This window comes from Pseudacidovorax sp. 1753, assembly GCF_040544975.1.
Classification (GTDB): Bacteria; Pseudomonadota; Gammaproteobacteria; order Burkholderiales; family Burkholderiaceae_C; genus Xenophilus.
On sequence record NZ_JBEPKY010000003.1, the window covers coordinates 289446 to 308120 of the forward strand.

At 61.4% G+C, this 18675-nt stretch carries 19 protein-coding genes and 1 pseudogene; 18 read left to right on the forward strand and 2 right to left on the reverse strand.

Annotated elements, in window-relative coordinates; translation table 11 throughout:
- The first annotated feature begins 48 nt into the window (after positions 1 to 48).
- Entirely contained in the window at positions 49 to 1608 is a 1560-nt protein-coding gene (gene tnpC / locus ABIC63_RS05685; RefSeq protein WP_354318999.1) for an IS66 family transposase, read from the forward strand.
- A gap of 58 nt (positions 1609 to 1666) precedes the next feature.
- On the opposite strand, the pseudogene ABIC63_RS05690 reads toward tnpC, so the two are convergent.
- Both ABIC63_RS05690 and ABIC63_RS05695 read right to left on the reverse strand, forming a co-directional pair.
- Positions 1667 to 1963, reverse strand: a pseudogene (locus ABIC63_RS05690) (carboxymuconolactone decarboxylase family protein); the annotation flags it as partial.
- 45 nt (positions 1964 to 2008) lie between these two features.
- Complete coding sequence (locus ABIC63_RS05695) at positions 2009 to 2704, reverse strand: Bug family tripartite tricarboxylate transporter substrate binding protein (protein WP_354319000.1); 696 nt, start codon at positions 2702 to 2704, stop codon at positions 2009 to 2011.
- 560 nt (positions 2705 to 3264) lie between these two features.
- Between ABIC63_RS05695 and ABIC63_RS05700 the strand changes: the two genes are divergently transcribed.
- From ABIC63_RS05700 to ABIC63_RS05780, 17 genes are all read left to right on the forward strand, one after another.
- The gene (locus tag ABIC63_RS05700; protein WP_354319001.1) at positions 3265 to 3660 is read left to right on the forward strand and encodes a flagellar biosynthetic protein FliQ; all 396 of its coding nucleotides are present in this window, start codon (positions 3265 to 3267) and stop codon (positions 3658 to 3660) included.
- Between the two features lie 52 nt (positions 3661 to 3712).
- Complete coding sequence (locus tag ABIC63_RS05705; RefSeq protein WP_354319039.1) at positions 3713 to 4507, forward strand: flagellar biosynthetic protein FliR; 795 nt, start codon at positions 3713 to 3715, stop codon at positions 4505 to 4507.
- Positions 4508 to 4521: 14 nt separating this feature from the next.
- Positions 4522 to 5604 carry an EscU/YscU/HrcU family type III secretion system export apparatus switch protein gene (locus ABIC63_RS05710; protein WP_354319002.1) on the forward strand — a complete coding sequence of 361 codons (1083 nt, stop codon included), beginning with the start codon at positions 4522 to 4524 and terminating at the stop codon, positions 5602 to 5604.
- Positions 5601 to 7691, forward strand: coding sequence for a flagellar biosynthesis protein FlhA (flhA, locus tag ABIC63_RS05715; protein ID WP_354319003.1), 2091 nt, complete (start codon positions 5601 to 5603; stop codon positions 7689 to 7691). Before ABIC63_RS05710 ends, flhA begins: the two co-directional genes overlap by 4 nt.
- 18 nt (positions 7692 to 7709) lie before the next feature.
- A complete protein-coding gene (locus tag ABIC63_RS05720) occupies positions 7710 to 8507 on the forward strand; it encodes a flagellar hook-basal body protein (protein ID WP_354319004.1) in 798 nt (265 codons plus the stop codon).
- A 36-nt stretch (positions 8508 to 8543) separates the two neighbouring features.
- Complete coding sequence (gene flgG, locus ABIC63_RS05725) at positions 8544 to 9326, forward strand: flagellar basal-body rod protein FlgG (RefSeq protein ID WP_354319005.1); 783 nt, start codon at positions 8544 to 8546, stop codon at positions 9324 to 9326.
- A gap of 232 nt (positions 9327 to 9558) precedes the next feature.
- Positions 9559 to 10365 carry a flagella basal body P-ring formation protein FlgA gene (locus ABIC63_RS05730; protein ID WP_354319006.1) on the forward strand — a complete coding sequence of 269 codons (807 nt, stop codon included), beginning with the start codon at positions 9559 to 9561 and terminating at the stop codon, positions 10363 to 10365.
- Positions 10362 to 10970 (forward strand): flagellar basal body L-ring protein FlgH, encoded by a 609-nt coding sequence (locus tag ABIC63_RS05735; RefSeq protein ID WP_354319007.1) that lies wholly within the window; start codon positions 10362 to 10364, stop codon positions 10968 to 10970. The genes ABIC63_RS05730 and ABIC63_RS05735 overlap by 4 nt, the downstream gene beginning before the upstream one ends.
- Positions 10970 to 12148 carry a flagellar basal body P-ring protein FlgI gene (locus tag ABIC63_RS05740; protein ID WP_354319008.1) on the forward strand — a complete coding sequence of 393 codons (1179 nt, stop codon included), beginning with the start codon at positions 10970 to 10972 and terminating at the stop codon, positions 12146 to 12148. Before ABIC63_RS05735 ends, ABIC63_RS05740 begins: the two co-directional genes overlap by 1 nt.
- A gap of 47 nt (positions 12149 to 12195) precedes the next feature.
- A complete protein-coding gene (locus ABIC63_RS05745) occupies positions 12196 to 12564 on the forward strand; it encodes a flagellar basal body rod protein FlgB (protein WP_354319009.1) in 369 nt (122 codons plus the stop codon).
- Positions 12565 to 12574: 10 nt separating this feature from the next.
- Positions 12575 to 13042 carry a flagellar basal body rod protein FlgC gene (gene flgC, locus ABIC63_RS05750; RefSeq protein WP_354319010.1) on the forward strand — a complete coding sequence of 156 codons (468 nt, stop codon included), beginning with the start codon at positions 12575 to 12577 and terminating at the stop codon, positions 13040 to 13042.
- Positions 13039 to 13410: a flagellar hook-basal body complex protein FliE gene (fliE, locus tag ABIC63_RS05755; RefSeq protein WP_354319011.1), complete on the forward strand. Its 372-nt coding sequence runs from the start codon at positions 13039 to 13041 to the stop codon at positions 13408 to 13410. Before flgC ends, fliE begins: the two co-directional genes overlap by 4 nt.
- Positions 13407 to 14903 (forward strand): flagellar basal-body MS-ring/collar protein FliF, encoded by a 1497-nt coding sequence (fliF, locus tag ABIC63_RS05760; RefSeq protein ID WP_354319012.1) that lies wholly within the window; start codon positions 13407 to 13409, stop codon positions 14901 to 14903. The genes fliE and fliF overlap by 4 nt, the downstream gene beginning before the upstream one ends.
- On the forward strand, positions 14900 to 15562 hold the full coding sequence (locus ABIC63_RS05765; protein WP_354319014.1) for a hypothetical protein: 663 nt from the start codon (positions 14900 to 14902) through the stop codon (positions 15560 to 15562). The genes fliF and ABIC63_RS05765 overlap by 4 nt, the downstream gene beginning before the upstream one ends.
- Before the next feature lie 239 nt (positions 15563 to 15801).
- Positions 15802 to 16443, forward strand: coding sequence for a FliH/SctL family protein (locus ABIC63_RS05770; protein ID WP_354319015.1), 642 nt, complete (start codon positions 15802 to 15804; stop codon positions 16441 to 16443).
- A 130-nt stretch (positions 16444 to 16573) separates the two neighbouring features.
- Positions 16574 to 17989: a FliI/YscN family ATPase gene (locus ABIC63_RS05775; protein WP_354319016.1), complete on the forward strand. Its 1416-nt coding sequence runs from the start codon at positions 16574 to 16576 to the stop codon at positions 17987 to 17989.
- A 17-nt stretch (positions 17990 to 18006) separates the two neighbouring features.
- Positions 18007 to 18510 carry a hypothetical protein gene (locus tag ABIC63_RS05780; RefSeq protein WP_354319017.1) on the forward strand — a complete coding sequence of 168 codons (504 nt, stop codon included), beginning with the start codon at positions 18007 to 18009 and terminating at the stop codon, positions 18508 to 18510.
- The last annotated feature ends 165 nt before the right edge of the window (positions 18511 to 18675 follow it).

Below are 18675 nucleotides of genomic sequence, written 5' to 3' on the forward strand. Positions count from 1 at the left end.
CGGATGTGCCGATGTGCGCTGGGCATCGACGCGCCACGATGGCCGTCCATGATCAGCGCAGAGCAACTGGACGCCTTGGACCCGCAAACGCGGCAGGCCGTGCAGTCCCTGCTGGCACAGGTCCAGCAGCGTGATGCCGAGATCGCCTTCAAGCAGGCGCTGATCGACAAGCTCACGCACGAGATGGCGATCCTCAAGCGGATGAAGTTCGCCGCCACCAGCGAGCGCTTTGCCAGCGCCCTCTCGCCCGAGCAGCGAAGTCTGCTGGAAGAGACCCTGGACACCGACATCCACGAGCTCGACGGTGAGCTGCAGCGCCATTGCAAGAAGGGCGACACGAAGGACGGGCACGATCAGCAACGACCCAAGCGCGCACGACTACCCGCCCACCTGCCCAGGCGCGACGTGCCGCACGAGCCTGCGCATACGCGCTGCGGCTGCGGCCAAGCCATGCGGCGCATCGGCGAGGACGTGGCCGAGAAGCTGGACTATCAGCCGGGCGTGTTCACGGTCGAGCGCCATGTGCGGGGCAAGTGGGTGTGCAAGTGCTGCGAGCGCATCGTGCAGGCGCCTGTGGCGGCACAGGTGATCGACAAGGGCGTGCCCACAGCCGGCCTGCTGGCCCACGTGCTGGTGGCCAAGTTCATGGACCACCTGCCCCTGTACCGGCAGGAGGCGGTGTTCGCACGGGCCGGGCACGTGATCGCGCGCTCGACATTGGCCCAATGGGTCGGCGAATGCGGCGCGCAGTTGCAGCCGCTGGTGCAGGCCCTGGCCGACGAGTTGCGGCGGCATATGGTGCTGCACGCCGACGAGACGCCGGTGGCCATGCTCAAGCCTGGCCATGGCAAAACCCACAAGGCCTACATCTGGTCGTACTGCACGCCGAGCACCAACCCTGTCAAGGCGGTCGTGTTCGAGTTCAGCGAGACACGCAGCGGCGAGAACGTCCGAGACTTCCTGCGGCTGGACACGTCCGATGCCTGGCAGGGCACGCTCGTGACCGACGGGATCAGCGGCTACGCTGCCTGCGTGGACAAGGGGGTGACGTCGGCCCAGTGCATGGCACACAGCCGACGCAAGTTCCACGAGCTGTGGGTAAACCACGGCAGCCGGGTCGGCGAGCAGGCGATGCGCTTCTACCAAGCCCTGTTCCGCATTGAGCGTCAGGCGGAGCAACTCACCAGTAGCGAGCGACGGGAGATCCGGCTGCGCAAGTCACGACGGGTGCTTGCGGTGTTCTACCGATGGCTGCTGGAGCAGCGGCAACTGGTGCCGCCCGGCTCGGCGACCATCAAGGCGATCGACTACAGCTTGAAGCGCTGGAAGGAACTCACCCACTTCATGAGCGATGGCGAGGTGCCGATCTCGAACAACTGGGTCGAGAACCAGATTCGCCCGATCGCAGTGGGCAGATCCAACTGGTTGTTCGCCGGCAGCCTGCGGGCAGGCAAACGCGCCGCGGCCGTGATGAGCCTGCTGCACTCGGCCCGTCTCAACGGGCTTGACCCCTATACCTACCTCAAGGACGTGCTGCAGCGGCTGCCCACCCAGCCCGCCAGCCGCATCGAGGAACTGCTGCCGCATCGCCGGTCGCCCACAGCCTGACCCCACTCAGCATCGGCCGTGGTCGTCAAGGTGGGGTGGGCGGACGCTTACGGCAGTCCTGCCAGTGGCCGAGTGCATCCAGCTTGGCCTGGCTCACGCCCTCCTTGCGGGCGATGGGCGCGTGCTGCTCGGCTTCGTAAGGAGCGCCGTTGATCAGCGCGACGCGCATGATCACCAGTTCGCGCAGCGCACCGTCCAGTGAGCACTGATGGCGGATTGCCGTGAGGTAGCCGAGCCAGCCCTGCGCCACCGGCGGGCTGTGCAGCAGCATCTGGTAGAGGTGCAGCACACTGCCGCGCTCAGCGAGCGGGCGCACGGCGTCGTCGTCGAATCGGGCGTAGGGAATGCGGGCCATGCTGGGGAGCCTTGTGGCGAGGGGACGGGACGGGGTCGTGAAGCGTCAATCAGTGCCGACGACACCGCGCTTGACGAGGTCGGCCATGAGCGCCGAGTCGTTGTGCACACGCGCGGTGAACGCTTCGGGCGTGCTGTTGACAATATCAAAGGCGTTCTCGGCGAAACGTGCGCTCACCTGGGGATCCCGCATCGTGTCCTGCAGCGCCTGAAGGATTTTGGCGCGCACGGCCGGGGGTAGGCCGGCGGGCGCGACCAGCCCGACCCAGGTCGGGAATTCGAAGCCGGGGATCAGTTCGTTCATGGCGGGCACCGAGGGCAACTGGCGCGACCGCGCCGGGCTGCTGACGGCAAGGGCGCGCACTTTGCCCGCCTGAATCTGCGGCAGCATCACGGACAGGCCAGCGAAAGCAAAATCGATGTGGCCGCCCAGCAGATCGGCGAGCAGTGGGCCGGCCCCCTTGTAGGGCGCGTGCGTGGTCTGCAGGCCCTTGATGATCGAAAGCTGTGCGCTGTTCACGTGCCCGGCCGATGCCGTGCCGGCCGAACCATAGGCTGTGCCGGGATGCGCCTTCAAGTAGGCCACCAACTGATCGAGGTCGCGCACCGGCAATTCGTTGCGCACCACCAGCACCTGCGGCGTGGTGACCAGCAGGCTCAGGTAATCGAAGTCCTTGAATGTGTCGAAGGGCAGGTTCTTGACGATCAGGTGATTCACGGCCTGCGAGTCCAGCGCCAGCATCAGCGAAAGAAGTCCCTGATCAGCGTGGGTAGGACCAAGATCACCCCGGAGGGCAGCGCCACGGCTTACAACGCGCAGATCACGCCCATCGCCCATCGGTTGGTCGCGACTACTTCTTGACCAGTGACCATGATGGCCAAGTTGGCCTCACGGCGTCTCTGGCCACCCGTGACGCTGACGACCACTCGTAGTCCTCTAGCCGGTCGACCGCAATGATGACCACAGCCCCTTCATCCCTCAAGAACTGGTACGACCACTCAGGCTGCATTGCGTCCTCGATCACCAATTCAGGGTGGACGTCCTCGTAGCCGGGAGGGCGCTTCAAAGCAATGACAACCGGAGCGGCTTCGGTAATGTTTTCTATTGTCCGCCGCGTGTGGCGGGATCAAATGTCTGCACCACCGTCTTCCTTGAGCTCTCACTTCGAGCCGCTTGCAATCGTCCGATGGCAGACCGGAGTGTGCGCCGCACTCTTTGATGTGTCTGGCCGCGCTTCCGCCTAATACGCCAACGCTGGCCATCCGTCAATATTCCTGCAGCAAGGACAGGCGTCAAGCGGCTTGTCCATCCCCCAAACAGTCGATCTTTCGGGGAAACATTGTCACAAGACTGTTAAACTCCGTTTCGAAGATGCACTGAGAAGCGAAGTTGTCCTGCAGACAACACAAGTTGTATCTGTTGGAGCGGGTATGCATGCGGATTTGGCGCTGAAGATGATGTCCGACTTGTTCTGGACGGGGTTGCTTCTTTGCTTTCCGCTCCTTGGCACGGTGATGGTCGTGGGCTTGGTGATCAGCGTGCTCCAGGTGGTCACGCAGATTCAGGAAATGTCGCTTACGTTCGTGCCCAAGCTTCTCGCCGCAGGTGCCGCAATCGTCGTCACAGGTCCTTGGATGCTCAGGAAATTGACGCAGTTCACCGTCCAGCTTTGGACGAGCATTCCCATGATGTTCTGACGCGGCTATTGTGACGGGTGCTTCGCAAGTTCCTCCCTGGGCCGGTCCGATTGTGGGAGGAGGCGGCAGTGGTTGGTGGATCGGGGTCGGCTTGCTGACGTTGCGGATCACCGCCACCCTTGTGATGACCCCTGTGTTCTATGCACTGCCGCAGACGCGAGTCGTCCGCACCTTGTTAATGCTCTCGCTGGCGATTTGCATCGCGGCTGGGCTGGGAGTTTCACCCGTCATCAGTCGCATGGAATGGGGCGATATCCTGGTTGCTGCGATGTACGAGCTGGCGTTGGGTGCCACGTTGGGTCTGGGAGTTTTGATCGCATTTGCGGCGTTTGCGATTGCGGGCCAGGTTCTCGATGCACAGTTGGGATTTGGATTGGCTCAAATCGTAGATCCGGTGACGATGCGTCCTGTCCCTGTATTAACCTCAGCGTTCAATTATCTAGCTGCATTGGTCTTCTTTGCGCTTAATGGGCATCATGCGCTGCTGAGGGGCATAAGTTATAGCCTAGAGCGATTCCCCCTCGGAGCACCGTGGTCGACAGTGCACGTACTTGGGCCGCTCTTGAAGCAGGCCGCCGGCCTTTTTAGCCTTGGTTTCGCGCTGGTGGCGCCGGTTGTTTTCTGCATCCTGCTCGTCGAATTTGCGCTTGGCGTGGTCAGCAGAAACCTGCCCCAGATGAATATGTTTGTCATGGGCATTCCGATCAAGATCATTGTCGGCCTGGCTGCTCTGTCCTTCTGGTTAGTTGGCGCGGAGGCCGCAATGACGAGGATATATGCTTCCATTTTATTGACGTGGACCCAGATCTTTGAGGCCGCATCCCCTGGCATGGCGGGGGTACGTTAATGGCGGAGCAGGATTTGGATCGCAACCAAGCGGCGACGCCATATAAACTAAAAAAGGCGAAAGAGAAGGGGCAGGTCGCCAAGAGTGCGGAAGTCGTGTCTACGCTCGTTTTCTGCATCGCTGTTGGGTATTTGACGTGGCAGGGCTTTGAGGCGGTGCAGTCGCAGTTCCGTCATGACCTCACTGTGATTTACCACCTGAACCAGGTGGATTACTCGAGCGCTGGACTCTGGTTCCTGATCGCAAACAGCATTACTGCGACGCTGAGTTTGATGCTGCCGTTCTTCGCCGCAATCATGATAGGGGCGATAGTCGGCAATATGATGCAGACCGGTCCCGTACTTTCTGCCGAACCCATCAAGCTTGATTTTCAGCGCCTTAATCCCAAGCAGGGAATAAAGCGAATTTTTTCACTGCGTGTCTTATTCGACGGTGCGCGAACTGTGGTGAAGTTGATCGTACTCACGCTTGTTGCGTATGCTTCTCTGGAAGCACTTCTGGGGCAGTTCTACGCTCTTTCCTCTCTTTCTGCGATTGCGTATCTCAGAATGCTGGTCGACGATTTTTCGAGCATTGGTCTGAAGATGGTGATGGTGCTAGCGCTGATCGCCATGATCGACCTCATTTACACTCGGCATGAGTTCGCAAAAAAAATGCGGATGAGCCATCGGGAACTGAAGGATGAAGTAAAGCATCGGGATGGAGATCCTCGTATTCGGGCGCGTATCCGTGACCTTCGACGCGAAAATTATCAGCGAAGTGTCGCATTAAAAAAAACCAAGGATGCCGACGTACTCATCACCAACCCGACACATATTGCGGTCGCCCTTAAATACGACCATGGGCGCATGACGTCTCCCCAACTCCTTGCAAAAGGCGCAGGTGGCATGGCAGCAGCGATGCGGGAAATGGCAGCACTGCACAGAATCCCGGTGGTACAAGATCCTCCGCTAGCTCGACGTCTTCATAAAGAACTGCCCGTGGATCACATGGTACCCCCAGAGCTGTACGCGCAGGTGGCGCGCATCATTGTTTGGGTGTTTGCAATGCGAGAGAAACGGGCTAATTCCTCTGTGAGAGAGAGTGCTATTTCGTGAGAACCCTGAGCCGAGTTCTTGGGAAGCATAGTGACGTTGCGCTGGTGTTGCTCGTTTTGGGCGTCCTTGTCGTGCTGTTCGCCCCTATCCCTAGCGGCCTGCTCGACTTCCTTATTCTTAGCAACTTTGGTTTTGCATTTCTCGTCTTGTTGCTAACCTTTTACATGGCGCGGCCCGTCGAGTTCTCGACTTTCCCGTCCGTGCTGTTGATAGCAACGCTGTTTCGCCTGTCTCTCAATGTAGCGGCTACGCGTCTCATCCTCTCTGATGGGGACGCGGGGAAAGTGATCGGTGCTGTCGGTGCCTTCGTGGTGGGCGGCAACTATGTCATCGGGTTGATCGTGTTCCTCATCCTCATCGTCGTTCAATATGTTGTTGTGACGAGTGGAGCACAGCGCGTATCGGAGGTCGCAGCACGTTTTACGCTGGACAGCATGCCGGGTCAGCAGATGAGTATCGATGCTGATCTGAACATGGGATTCATTGACCAGGCTGAGGCTCAGCGGAGACGAAAGAACATCGAGCGTGAAGCCGGCTTCTACGGCGCGATGGATGGTGCCAGCAAGTTCGTAAAGGGTGACGCAATAGCCGGCATCATCATCCTTTTGATCAACATCATTGGCGGGCTTGTCATCGGTGTAATGCAGCACGGACTGCCCTGGGCTCAGGCTTTGCAGACTTACACCCTGCTCACCATTGGTGATGGCATCGTCACTCAGGTCCCGGCTCTGGTCATCGCTGTGGGCACCGGCATCATCGTCACGCGCTCCTCGTCCGATGCCAACTTGAGCAAAGAGGCTCTTCGACAAGTGAGTTCCTTCCCGAAGACGCTTCTGCTGGTCGCGTTGGCTCTTGGAGGCCTGATTCTGTTGCCTGGAATCCCGGCCATCCCGACCCTCACTTTGGCGCTTTGCTTCCTTCTTGCGTCGACGCTGCTCTATCGTGCCAAGAGGACGACAACGGCTTCTGATCCCGGTGATAACGACATCAAGGACTCCGCAGGATCGGGTCCGGGTGACGGTCGTCCCGCGGACGGCAAGGCAGACGATCCTTACGAACAACTGCGTGTCGAGCCTATCGAGGTTTACATAGGCAGCAATTGGGTGCCGGTCATCAATCAGCCCGGGAGCGTTTTCATGGAGCGCGTCTCGGCCTTCCGCAAGCAACACGCCCAGGAATTTGGCTTGGTGTTGCCGCGGGTGAGATTCAAAGATTCAGCAAAGCTTGCGGCAGACCGCTACGAGATACATCTCGACGGCGTCATGGTTGCGAGAGGCGAGGCGCGCGCGGATCGCCTGCTTGCCATTCATCCTGCGGGAGACGTCAAGTCGGTACCGGGTGAACCGACGCGGGACCCGACATATGGGTTGCCAGCCCTATGGATTGAAGACACGCAACGGGAAGCGGCCTCCCAAGCGCGCTACACCCTTGTCGACGCTCCCACCGTGTTTATCACTCATCTCACCGAGATGTTGAGACGGGAGTCAGCGACGCTCCTCACCAGAGCCGAAGTCGATCGGCTCTTGGCCCGTGTTCGCCAGAGCCAGCCTGGACTGGTGGAAGAGTTGATCCCAACGGTGCTTTCCTCCAGCGACGTCCAGAAGGTGCTCCAGAATTTGCTGAGAGAGAAGGTGTCAATACGGCATATCGAAGCCATCCTCGAGGCCCTTGCAGACGCTGGCCGTACGACGCGAGAGCCCGCACATCTGACGGAGATGGTGCGGCTGCGGCTCGGGAGTGCGATCTGTCAGGGACTACTGGGCGATGCAAGTGCACTCCAAGTGTTGACGCTCGACCCATCCATAGAGAGTCAGCTCTTGCAAGACATCCACTCGGCATCGGACACCGGGGCAACTCAGGGCTTCGTGCTCGACCCGCGCGTGTCAGAGCAGCTGATGAAGCGACTTGTCCAACAAGCGGAGCGCATGATGAAAAGCAACCTGCTACCAGTCTTGCTTTGCGCGCCGGAACTACGTCGGCATCTTCGTGCGCTTTCAGAGCGCGTCATGCCGCATCTGCGAGTGCTCTCCATGTCCGAAGTGCCTCATTCGATGGAGCTGAAGTCCTTCAGCGTCGTCCAGCTTTGAACCAATGAAAGGCGCACCGTGAGCGACATTCTGGCCATCAGTCTCAATGCCCTGCAGCAGGACATGGCACGCCTTGACCGCATAAGCATGAACGTTGCCAACGCGACGACCCCTGGCTACAAGCGGACGGTAGTCAGCGCGCTGCCGATGGGCGGCGGGGGCTTTGAAGCAGCCATGCTGAGTGGGGCAGCGTGGTCCCAAGGGGCGGACCGCCCAGCCGCTGCCGTTCGCGGCCTGCCTGGACCGATGTCTGCGACATCGGTGATCGTTCAGACAGATGACCGCCCAGGTTCCTTGAAGTCCACGAGTCAGGGCCTCGATGTGGCGCTTGACGGCCCAGGCTTTTTCGAAGTGCGGACTGACGCAGGCGTGGCCTATACGCGGGGCGGTGGCTGGCAGCTGGATCCACGTGGACGCCTCGTGACCAACGAGGGCCACCCCGTCATGGGTGTGGGCGGGGAAATTGTGCTGACCCGACCGAATGTGGTGATTGACCCGAGCGGACAGATCTTCGAGAGGAAACCTGGAGGCGATGTGGAGTCAGCGGCGGTTGGCCAGCTCAAGGTTGTCCGCTTCGAGGGGAAGGTCGGTTTCGAGCGGCTGGGGAATGGGCTTCTGCAGACGGATGCAACACCGTTGCAGGTAGCAGATGCCAGGATCCGGCAAGGATTTCTTGAAAACTCCAATGTCAACTCTTTGGAAGAGATGGCGCAGCTCATTCAGTCAATGAGGCATTTCGAAGCAATGCAGCGGGTTGCCCAAGGCTACGACGAGATGATCGGCGCGGCTGTGCGCAAGCTGGGCGACCTGTCCTGACACCTGCATTTCTGTTCTTCAACAAGACCCGACATCATGTTCGACGCCCTTTACATCAGCGCCACCGGCATGCAGGCTCAACAGCTCAACGTTGACACGATCGCGAACAACCTGGCCAACGTCAACACCACTGGCTTCAAGAAAGGGAAGGTGGCGTTTGCGGACCTGATGGTTCAACAAACCCTTGCGCAACCCGCTGCCGACGAGTTTGGGCTTTTGGCTGACCGGCGGCTTGGGGCCGGCGTCGGCATCTCCTCTGTCGCCAAGCTCTTCGACATGGGCGACTTGAAGAAGACAGATTCAGCTTGGGACGTCGCGATTGAGGGAGAAGGGTTCATTGAAGTCTCCATGCCTGACGGGTCGAGTGCATTCACACGTGGGGGCACCTTCAAGGTCAACAAGGATGGCGTCCTCGCCACTCAAGGTGGATTTCCACTGAAGGCAAACATTGCCGTGCCGGACACCGCGCAGAACATGCAGATCGACAAGGATGGCCGTGTTCGTGTCCAAGTTGCTGGTCAAGCCAATCCTGTTGAAGTAGGTCAACTGGACCTGGTCCGCTTCACCGCTGCGGGTGCGCTGCAGGCGCAAGGCGGCGGTCTCTACCGGGCCACCGTGGACTCGGGCGAAGCGATTGCAGGAAAGGCAAGCGAAGACGGCATGGGCAGTCTGGCTCAGGGCTTTCTGGAGGGCTCCAACGTGAAGCTCAGTGAAGAAATGGTGAGCCTCATGATCGCCCAACGCGTCTACGAGGCAAACGTCAAGGTCATGCAGGCTTCGGACGAGATGCTCGGAATGATCAATGGCCTTCGGAAGTAACCCGATGCGCCTTCTTAGAGGCGCCGTGGCGCCTTGGTGGTTGCTTCTCGCCGCGCTTGCGGGTAGAGCAGAGTCGGCCTCCCCGCTTGTGTCCATCGAGCTACGACCCCGTGTGCAGGTGAGCCAAGGTGCGGTCTCGCTGGGTGACATCGCTTATCTCACGAGCGATGATTTGTCGGCATTGCGCCGGATCATGGCGATACCCATGGGGCACGCGCCTCGCCCTGGATCCATGATTACCTTGGAGCGCGAAGCCGTGGCGCGCTGGGTCGGGGTACGGGGTTTGATTGGCGGGCCGCAAGGTTCCGCCCCGAGCCTACGATGGAGCGGCGCGGCAGAGACCGTGGTGGAGAGTGCTTCGCAGAATCTGCCGGGCGAAGCCGTCGCCGCGGCTGCCCAGTCTGCGCTGCAGACTTGGTTGGGCGCGCGGAGCTTCAAGAGCCAGGTGCAGGCAACGTCTACGCCTCGCGACTTGATGCTACCCGCTGGCGATCCAGTACTGCGGGTTCGGCCCATCGCCGACTGGGTGCAGCCTTCGCGCCGAATGCTGGTGTGGGTAGACATCTGGGTGAACGACCGCTTCGCTCGCGCGACGGCGGTCACCTTTGAAGTGAATGCCTGGGCCCAAGTCGGCGTCGCGTCGATGCCTCTCGAGAGGGATGCACCGCTGGACGGCGTACTCAGGCAAGCGAGCATCGATCAGAGGGAGGTGGATCTCACAACTCTCCAAGGCCGACGCCCAGCTGTACTTGCGCAGCCCGGGGGTGAGGGGCTCACCGCGGATGAGCCCCAGCGCTTGCGAAGGCCTCTTCATGTCGGAGAGGTGCTGCTTGCAGAAAACATGCGGCCATCGCCTGCCGTCACGCGTGGCGGCTGGGCTCATCTCATCGTGCGCAGCGGAGGTGTCTCCGTGGAGAGCCGCGTCGAAGTGCTGCAGGATGGCCGCCCCGGTGAAGTTGTTCGGGTGAAGGTAAGAGGCGCAAGCAGTGAGGTGCTTGCTCGCGTCACTGGCCCGGGGCAGGTGGAGGTTCAGCCATGAGCATCGGAAGCTGGCGCTGGAACTTCCGCACTGCCGCTTTGGCGATCATCACACCCGGCTTGCTAGGCTTGGGCCAGCCCGCTGCGGCCGAGAGCCTCTATCAAGAGGGTACGTTCAGGCCCCTCACCGCCGACAACAAGGCTTTCCGCTTAGGCGATGCCTTGACTGTCCAGGTGTTCGAGAACTCCTCAGCTTCGACCAGCGCGAACACGGGCACGCGCCGCGCCAACGATATTGCGGGCTCCGTGACTCAGACAGGAAACCGAGTGGTAGGGACTCTGGGAATTGGTATCAGCGGGGACTTCGACGGGGGCGGCCGCACGCAGCGGACGAACAAACTGCTTGCGACATTGACCGTGACCGTGAAGAGCGTGCTCACGAATGGCGACCTCATGGTTGCCGGCGAGCAACTTCTGACGGTCAACGATGAACTGCAGAAGGTGAATCTTGAGGGGCGGGTGCGCCCTCAGGACATTTCGGACGGCAATGTCGTCCTGTCAACCCGCCTGGCCGACGCTCGCATCACCTACGTCGGCGAGGGCGACGTGTCTGACAGAGCACGGCGCAGCGCTTGGCGACGCATCCTGGACTGGTTGGGGTTGTGATGCACCGTTTCATGTCGCGGGTCGGAGCTCGCATCCTTTTCTGCTCTTTCGGCGTAGTGGCATTCAGCGTTTCGCTGCCGGCTCACGCGCAGCAATCGGCGAGGCGTGCTGCGGGCGCAGCAACGATTGACACTGTGCGAGTCAAGGACCTGGGCAAGCTCAAAGGCTGGAGGGATAACGCGCTCTTCGGAACCGGCATCGTGACAGGCTTGGCCGGCACGGGGGATTCGCCATCCAACAGAACGACGCGTCAGTCTCTCGCCAATGTTCTCTCACAGTTCAATCTCACCATCGCTCCGGAGGCCATTCAGAGCCGCAACGTCGCGCTGGTCATGGTGAGTGCGTCGCTGCCCACCTTCGCCAGAGAAGGGGACACGTTGGACGTGACCGTGAGCTCAGCGGGGGACGCTCGTAGCCTTGTGGGTGGCACATTGCTCGTCACGTCGCTCAAGGGTGCCAACGGCAGGGTCTACGCACTTGCCCAAGGTGCGCTATCAGTCGGGGGCTATCGCTACGACGCCAATGGCAACGTGGTGCAGAAGAATCATCCGACCACTGGCTCCATTCCAAACGGCGCGACCGTCGAGGTAGGCGTGAACGCAAACATGGTGGATGAGCACCAGAACATCACGTTCGTCCTTGCTGAACCGGACTACACCACAGCGGGCCGCGTGGCTGATGCGATCAACCAACAGCTCGGGGGGGGCTTGGCGACTGCGCGCGACGCTTCCGGCATCGAGATTGCCGTCCCGTCCATGCACCGAGACCATTTGGTCGCCTTGTTCAGACGCATCGAGAACGTCACCGTGGAGCCGGACCGCCGAGCCAAGGTGGTGATCAACGAGCGCACGGGCACTGTGGTGGCAGGCGGAGATGTGCGGATCTCCCGAGTCGCAATCTCCCATGGGGACATCAAGATCGCCATTTCGAGTCAGAACTCGGCGTCCCAGCCATTCAACATCATCAATGGCGGCCCCGACGTTCGCACTGCGATCGTGACCAACACCCGGGTCGATGTCGATGAACTCAACGGGGCTGGCTTTGTGATGGGATCCGACACGGTGTCTGACCTGGTGCAGACGCTGGCGCGGCTCAAGACCAGTACGCGGGACGTGATCTCGATCCTCCGGGCCGTCAAGGCTGCAGGTGCTCTACATGGCGAACTCATCGTTCAATAGTGCGCGGTACACGTTAGCTAACGCTGTCCGAGAAAAAGGAGACAGGAATGAATGACGGAATTGAAGCGGTCACCCGCTCTGCCTTGGCCCTCGCTCTTGATGCGGCCAGCATGCGTCAGCGGGCGATTGCGACCAACATCGCCAACGCGAATGTCGCGGGTTACGTCCCGCAGCGAGTCAGCTTCGAAGCGCAGCTGACGGGCCTCAAGCAGGGAATGGAAGCGACCGGCCGGTTGGATCCGGCCGGGCTTGGTCAGGTCCGCCCCTTCATCGAGCCCGCCGCAGACCATTCGGTGCAGCTCGATGCGGAGGCCGCGGAGATGGCCCGCAACGCAGTGCATTACCAGGCTCTGGTCAAGGGCCTCTCCCGTCATTTCGCCATCCTCTCGATGGCGGCTGGCGATGGCAGAAAGTAAGGAGATCAACGTGGATTACAGCCAGTCGTTTGCCATCAGTGCAGCTGGAATGAGTGTGGAGCGCTTGCGCGTCGACGTCGCGGCATTGAATCTCGCCAATGCCAACACTGTGCAAGGAGTCGGTGGCGTCACTTATCAGCCACTGCGAGTCGTTGCTGCCGCCGGCAACCCGGCCACCGCTGGTGCTGCGGCATCGGGATTCGGCGTGATGTTCGATCAAGGGCTCGAGGCGCTGAATGTTGCCGAGTCACAGCCGCTTGCCCATGTCGTGGCGTCGAACGTTCCCTCCAGAATGGTCTACGAACCGTCTCATCCGCTCGCAGACACACGCGGCTATGTGTCCTACTCACCAGTCGACGTTGCGACCGAAATGGTCAGCATGATGAGTGCAACGCGAGCCTATGAAGCAAACGTGTCTGCAATGAACACAACGAGAACGCTTGCCCTCCGTGCGTTGGACATCGGGGGCAATGCATGACCACGTTCTTGCCCGTAGAGGCGCTGTCGGCGCTTTCGCCACAGGCGCAGTCGATGGTGGCACAGCTTCAAGCTGGCGCCCTCGCGCCTACCTCCGCCTCGGTTGTATCTGGCCCTCTTCCTATCGACCAGAGTGCCCGACTGGGGACCACAAACTTTGCGCAGATGGTTTCTGCGGGACTTAGCGAGGTCAACAAGAAGATCATCGATGGTGAAGTCGGTTTGCAGAAGCTGGCCCTCGGAGAGGCGCAGAACCTGCATCAGCTGATGATCAACCTTGAGGAAAGCCGTCTGTCATTCCAGGTGCTGATGCAGGTGAGAGGCCGCCTTCTCGAGGCATACCAAGACGTGATGAAGATGCCGATATGAATTTCTGGGATGGGTTGACTCGAAGCGCCCGCGCCGGACTGTTGGCGGGCGTCCTTGCCATCGGCCTTGGACTGGCCTTCGCGGCCTGGTGGGTGTTTCGCACGGACTATCAGGTCCTGTTCTCTGATCTCAAGCCGCAGGACGCTCAGGCGATGACGGCTGAACTCGAGCGCCTCAAGATCCCCTACCGTCTTGGTGACAGCGGCAGCGCCATCTTGGTGGACAAGGCGACGGTTCATGCCACACGCATCAAGCTGATGGGGAAGGAGCTGCCGCTCCATGGCGCGGTTGGTTTGGAGTTATTCAATAACACGGACTTCGGGATGACCGAGTTCGCGCAGAAGATCAACTACCAACGTGCGCTGCAAGGTGAGCTGACGCGGACCATTCAGTCGCTCTCTGAAGTGCGCGAGGTTCGTGTCCTTCTGGCGCTCCCCGAACAGGGACTGTTCAAGCAAGCCAGTTCGAAGGCCAAGGCATCTGTCACGCTGATGATGCGCCAGGGGCAAGAGCTGCGTCCTGAGCAGATCACGGGTGTGCAGCGCCTTGTCGCCGCCGCCGTGCCAGGACTGTCCATTCAGGACGTCACCATCGTGGACGGCAGGGGCGTCGCACTGACTCGGACGGACGCGGGCGGCGGCGAGGGCGAACTCAACGCTGCGCGCCTGGATATCAAACGCGACACCGAGGCTTATCTGTCGCGCAAGGTCGGCGCCATCCTTGACCGGGCCTTCGGCGCAGGACAAGCGCTGGCCAGTGTCGATGTCACGTTGAACATGGATCAGATTCGGACCACCACCGAAGATGTGCTTCCGGCACCGTCGCGTAATGGGCTTCAGTCGACCGGCGTCGTCGTGCGCGAGCGTGAGGTTCTGCGTGATGGTGGTGGGGCAGGCGAGGCGCGCGGGATCGAGGCGGGGCTTCTCAGAGCCGGAAGCTCACAGCGCGATGTCGAGTACGCGACAGGCCGTCGTGTCGAGCAGGTCGTCAGCCAGCCAGGCTCCATCCGTCGGATTCAGGTGGTAGCAGTGGTTCGGACAGTGCTCGATCTTGCACAGGAGGAACAGCTTCGCAGACTCATCGCAGCCGCGGTGGGTGCGTCATTTGAACGCGGGGACACTGTGGTCGTTCAGACCTTGGCGGCTCCGTCGTCGAAAACTCACGGCGAGAGTGCCGGGACCGCGTCGAGCGAGGCAGAGTCTGCAGTTCCGAACGTCGATGGAGCTGGGCAAGGTGCAGTCAAGGATTCTTCAACCAGCGGCGACGTGGAGTCGGTACGTTGGCTCTTCGCGCTTGTCTTGGTGATTGGCTGCGCTGCCTGGGTGGCGCGCGCGTGGACCCAGCGCAAAAAAGACACGAGTTCGGCATCTCGAAGCAGGGAGTTGACGGAGGCGGAGCGCGCAGCAGCGCTGCGGCGCATACGCGAGTGGTTGGGCGAGTCGGATTCCTCTGGAATGAAGCGTCCGGATCCAGCGCCTGGGGCGAACTCATGATGTCGCTTGTCGGCGGCCGAGTGGTGGGGGCGTCTTCGGAAGAAGGCGACTTGTTTGCCCGGCATCTCGAAGCTGGTCAGGCAGGTTCTGGCACGGACGGGGTCCGCTATGCAGCGTTGCTCTTGCATGCAATGGCGCCTGCTGATCGCAATTGGATGCTGGACGCGTTGTCGTCCGCCCAGCGCCAGCAGATCAATGGGCTTCTGCAGGAACTCGAGGCCGTTGGCGTCTCTCGCGATCCGCTGCTCATCAGTGAAGCCACAGCAGACGACGATTCAAGCAAAAGGCCCAGCGACGAGGAGTTTCTGATGGGGTTGGGCCGCTCGGACGTAGAACAGGCGGTGGCTTGCCTTCGGACAGAACCTGCAGAACTTCTTGCCCAGTGGTTGCAATGCGCACACTGGCCTTGGAGAGAAGAACTGCTGGGCGCACTGGAAGCGAACAAGCGTCGGGAACTCAAGGAGATTCTGGCTGACCGGTCGGTCTCGGGGCGCTCAACTCCCCGGGCCATGCGGGCAAGACTCATTGAGGCGGTAGCGCGAGTCGTGCGTGAGACGACCGTTCCCGCAGCGCCATCCTCGCTGTCTTGGAAAGGCGTGCGGTACCGGGTCGGGCGACTTCTCAAAAAGGATATCTCTGCTTCGGAGCGTGCGAGGTGAAGGAACCTGTCTTCCCCGCACAGGATGGGTCGGGATCGCGGCGAGGTGATACCGCGCGCGTCCTTCGAGACGTGATCATTCAAGGCAAGGCCACGCCGGGACGCGCGCGGGTCACGCCCTCCGCCTCGCCGCACCCGGATCAACGCCCAGCGCTGGACGTCGTTCGCCCCGTGCCAGCACGGGCCGCAGAGCCACGCCCTGACCAAGCGGCGGGCCCGGCCGCCGCCCCCTTGCAATCGATGAAGCCCGCCACCGACAGGGGGTACGAAGATGGTCTTGCCAGAGGGTTGGCAGAGGGGCGTCGCTTGGCGGCCGACGAGGCCCGGAAAGCGAACGAGCATGCGGCCCGAGCCGCAGAGCAGCAGCTTGCTGAGCGAAGTGAAAAGCTCAAGCATGATCTGACCCGGCAGGCTCAACTGGCCTATCAGGCGCGTGTTCAGAACCTGATGCAGATTCTGGAAGCGCTTCCCGGACAGATCGAAGAACGCCTCCGCGCGGCGGAGGATGACATGCTTGCACTGTCGTTCGAGGCGGTATGCCGCATTCTGGGCGACCAGGCGGTGACTGCGGAAGGCTTGCGTCTCCAGTTGAGGCAGGCAGTTCAGGCGCAGCGTAGCCGCCGGGTGGTGGCCGTGCACATGCACCCGGAGGATCTGGCCACGCTTCGCTCAGACTCGGACTTGGATGCGAGTGACGTGGCACCCGCAGATGTGCAGTGGGTGGCCGATCCGAGCATCGTTCTTGGCGGGTGCGTTCTGCAATCCCCGGAAGGGGCACTGGACGCACGGCTGGAAGTACAACTTGGTTCGCTGCGCAAGCTGTTGTTGCGGTCGCGCGCCGCAGTGGCCGCCGCGCGAGACGCTTCGGGAGAGCGCGCGTGAGGTCTTTGCTTTCAGCCGGACTCCTCGTTGCTGACGTGCGTTGTCCAGAGATCGCTCTGGTGTCGCTGTGCACAGGCGCGATGAATCGTTGGCCCACGTGTTGCACCGGATGTGTCCACAGGGAGCCCGCATGAATGCTGTCGCGGCCAGTATCAAGGCCCTTCGCTCGGCTGAACTGTTTCGTCGTATTGGATGGGTTCGAGAGATGCAGGGTCTCGCCATTGAGGCGCAGGGGCCCGACGTCGCCGTGGGTGAGCTATGCCGAATCATGACCCGCCCGGCAATGGGGCAGTCCACCGGCGACATGTACCAACCAGGCGCCGAAGCAACCGCCGTGCTGGCAGAAGTTGTAGGGCTCAAGCCTGGCAGGGTCACGCTGATGCCTTATGGGTCCGTCGACGGCATTGCAGCCGGCTGCGAGGTGCATGCTCTCGGATCGGAGTCGCACGTCGGCGTGGGTCATGCACTGCTGGGGCGAGTCATCGATGGTTTCGGCGCTCCGCTCGATGGTCGGCCGACACCTGCGACGACTTCGAGGCGCCCGCTGAAATCAAAGCCGGTCAATCCGATGGACCGTTTGCCGATCAACCAAGTTCTCGAAACAGGCATTCGCTGCATCGACGGGCTTCTGACCTTGGGGGTAGGGCAGCGCGTTGGCATCTTTGCGGGCAGCGGCGTGGGAAAGAGCACCCTGCTGGGCCTGCTCGCGCGACACGTCAAAGCGGCGGACGCTGACATGTCGCAATCCGGGGTCAACGTCATTGCGCTCATCGGCGAGCGGGGACGCGAGGTGCGGGAATTCGTCGAGAAGCAGCTGGGGCCAGAAGGGCTCGCCCGTTCGGTGGTCGTAGTCGCGACGTCCGATCAGCCCGCACTTGCGCGCCTTCGTGCTGCCTACGCAGCACTCTCGATCGCTGAGCATTTCCGCGATCAAGGCTGCCATGTATTGCTCACCATGGACTCGATCACGCGGTTCGCCATGGCCAGGCGCGAGGTGGGGCTGTCCGCTGGCGAGCCACCGACGGCGCGGGGCTATACCCCCTCCGTGTTCGCGGAACTGCCGGAGCTCTGCGAGCGATGCGGAATGGGCCCCGGGGGAGGCGCCATCACGGCGCTCTTCACAGTCCTTGTTGAGGGCGATGACTTCAACGAGCCGGTTTCCGATGCCTTGCGCGCCATCTTGGATGGACACATCGTACTGAGCAGGCAGCTCGCCCATCGTGGGCACTATCCCGCGATCGATGTGCTCAAGAGCATCAGTCGCTTGATGCCGGAACTTGCCGACGCTGAGCAGCGGGCACTCGCCACGTCCGCAGTGCAGCAGCTCGCGATCCTGGAGCGAAACCGGCAGATGATCGATATCGGCGCCTATGAGCGGGGAAGCAATGCCGAGCTCGATCGAGCGGTGCTCGTCGAGCCCGCGCTGCTTGAGTGGCTACGTCAGCGCCACGGGGGCGCGGATCGAAGTGAGGCGATCAAGGACTTGCAGGCTGTCCTTGCCCATGAGAAACCGGCAGCTGTGCTGTCCTCCGGGGTGGCGAAGTGAGCGCCGGAGATCTCGGCATGTCTTCTTCGTTGCCAAGCGATGTCGATGCTCGGGCATTCGTCTATACCCTCGAGCCCATCCGCCAAAGGCAGCAGTGGCGGCTTGACAAGGCGCAGGCAGCGCTCAGTCGAGCGCAGGCCGAACTCGCAGAGACGGAGACAGCGTTGATGCAGGTGCTCGAGGCGCTCGAGGAATATGCGCGCCATGTCAGCAGTCAGTTGGCGCTTCGACTGGATCCGGTGACCCATCGCCTGGGTCTTGCGCGGCTATCCCGGTTCCGCGAAAAGGCTAAGCAACTTGAAGAATCGCGGCTGCGGCTTCGTGATCGGTGCGAAGCGCAGCGCCAGACATTGCTCAGTGAGCGCGTCAGACTCGATGGCTTGGACCGTCACAAGCACGATGCCCTGACGCAGTACGCCGCAGAGATGCGTCATCTTTCACTGAATGAGCGCGATCGAGACTGGCTTGGGCGTCGGAACATCCGCTTGGCGCCGACCCCGTTCGAGGAGCGTCGGACATGAGTACGACAGGCCCAGCAGGCGCGTTGCTGACTCTGAATTTACAGAAGGGCAATGGCGTGAGCGCTCCGGCCGATCGGCCTCGCGAGAGCGCAGGCCAACGACTTGCCTGGACGCGTGAGATGGAGCGTGCTCAACTGAACACGTGGTTCAAAACTCAGCTGCCAG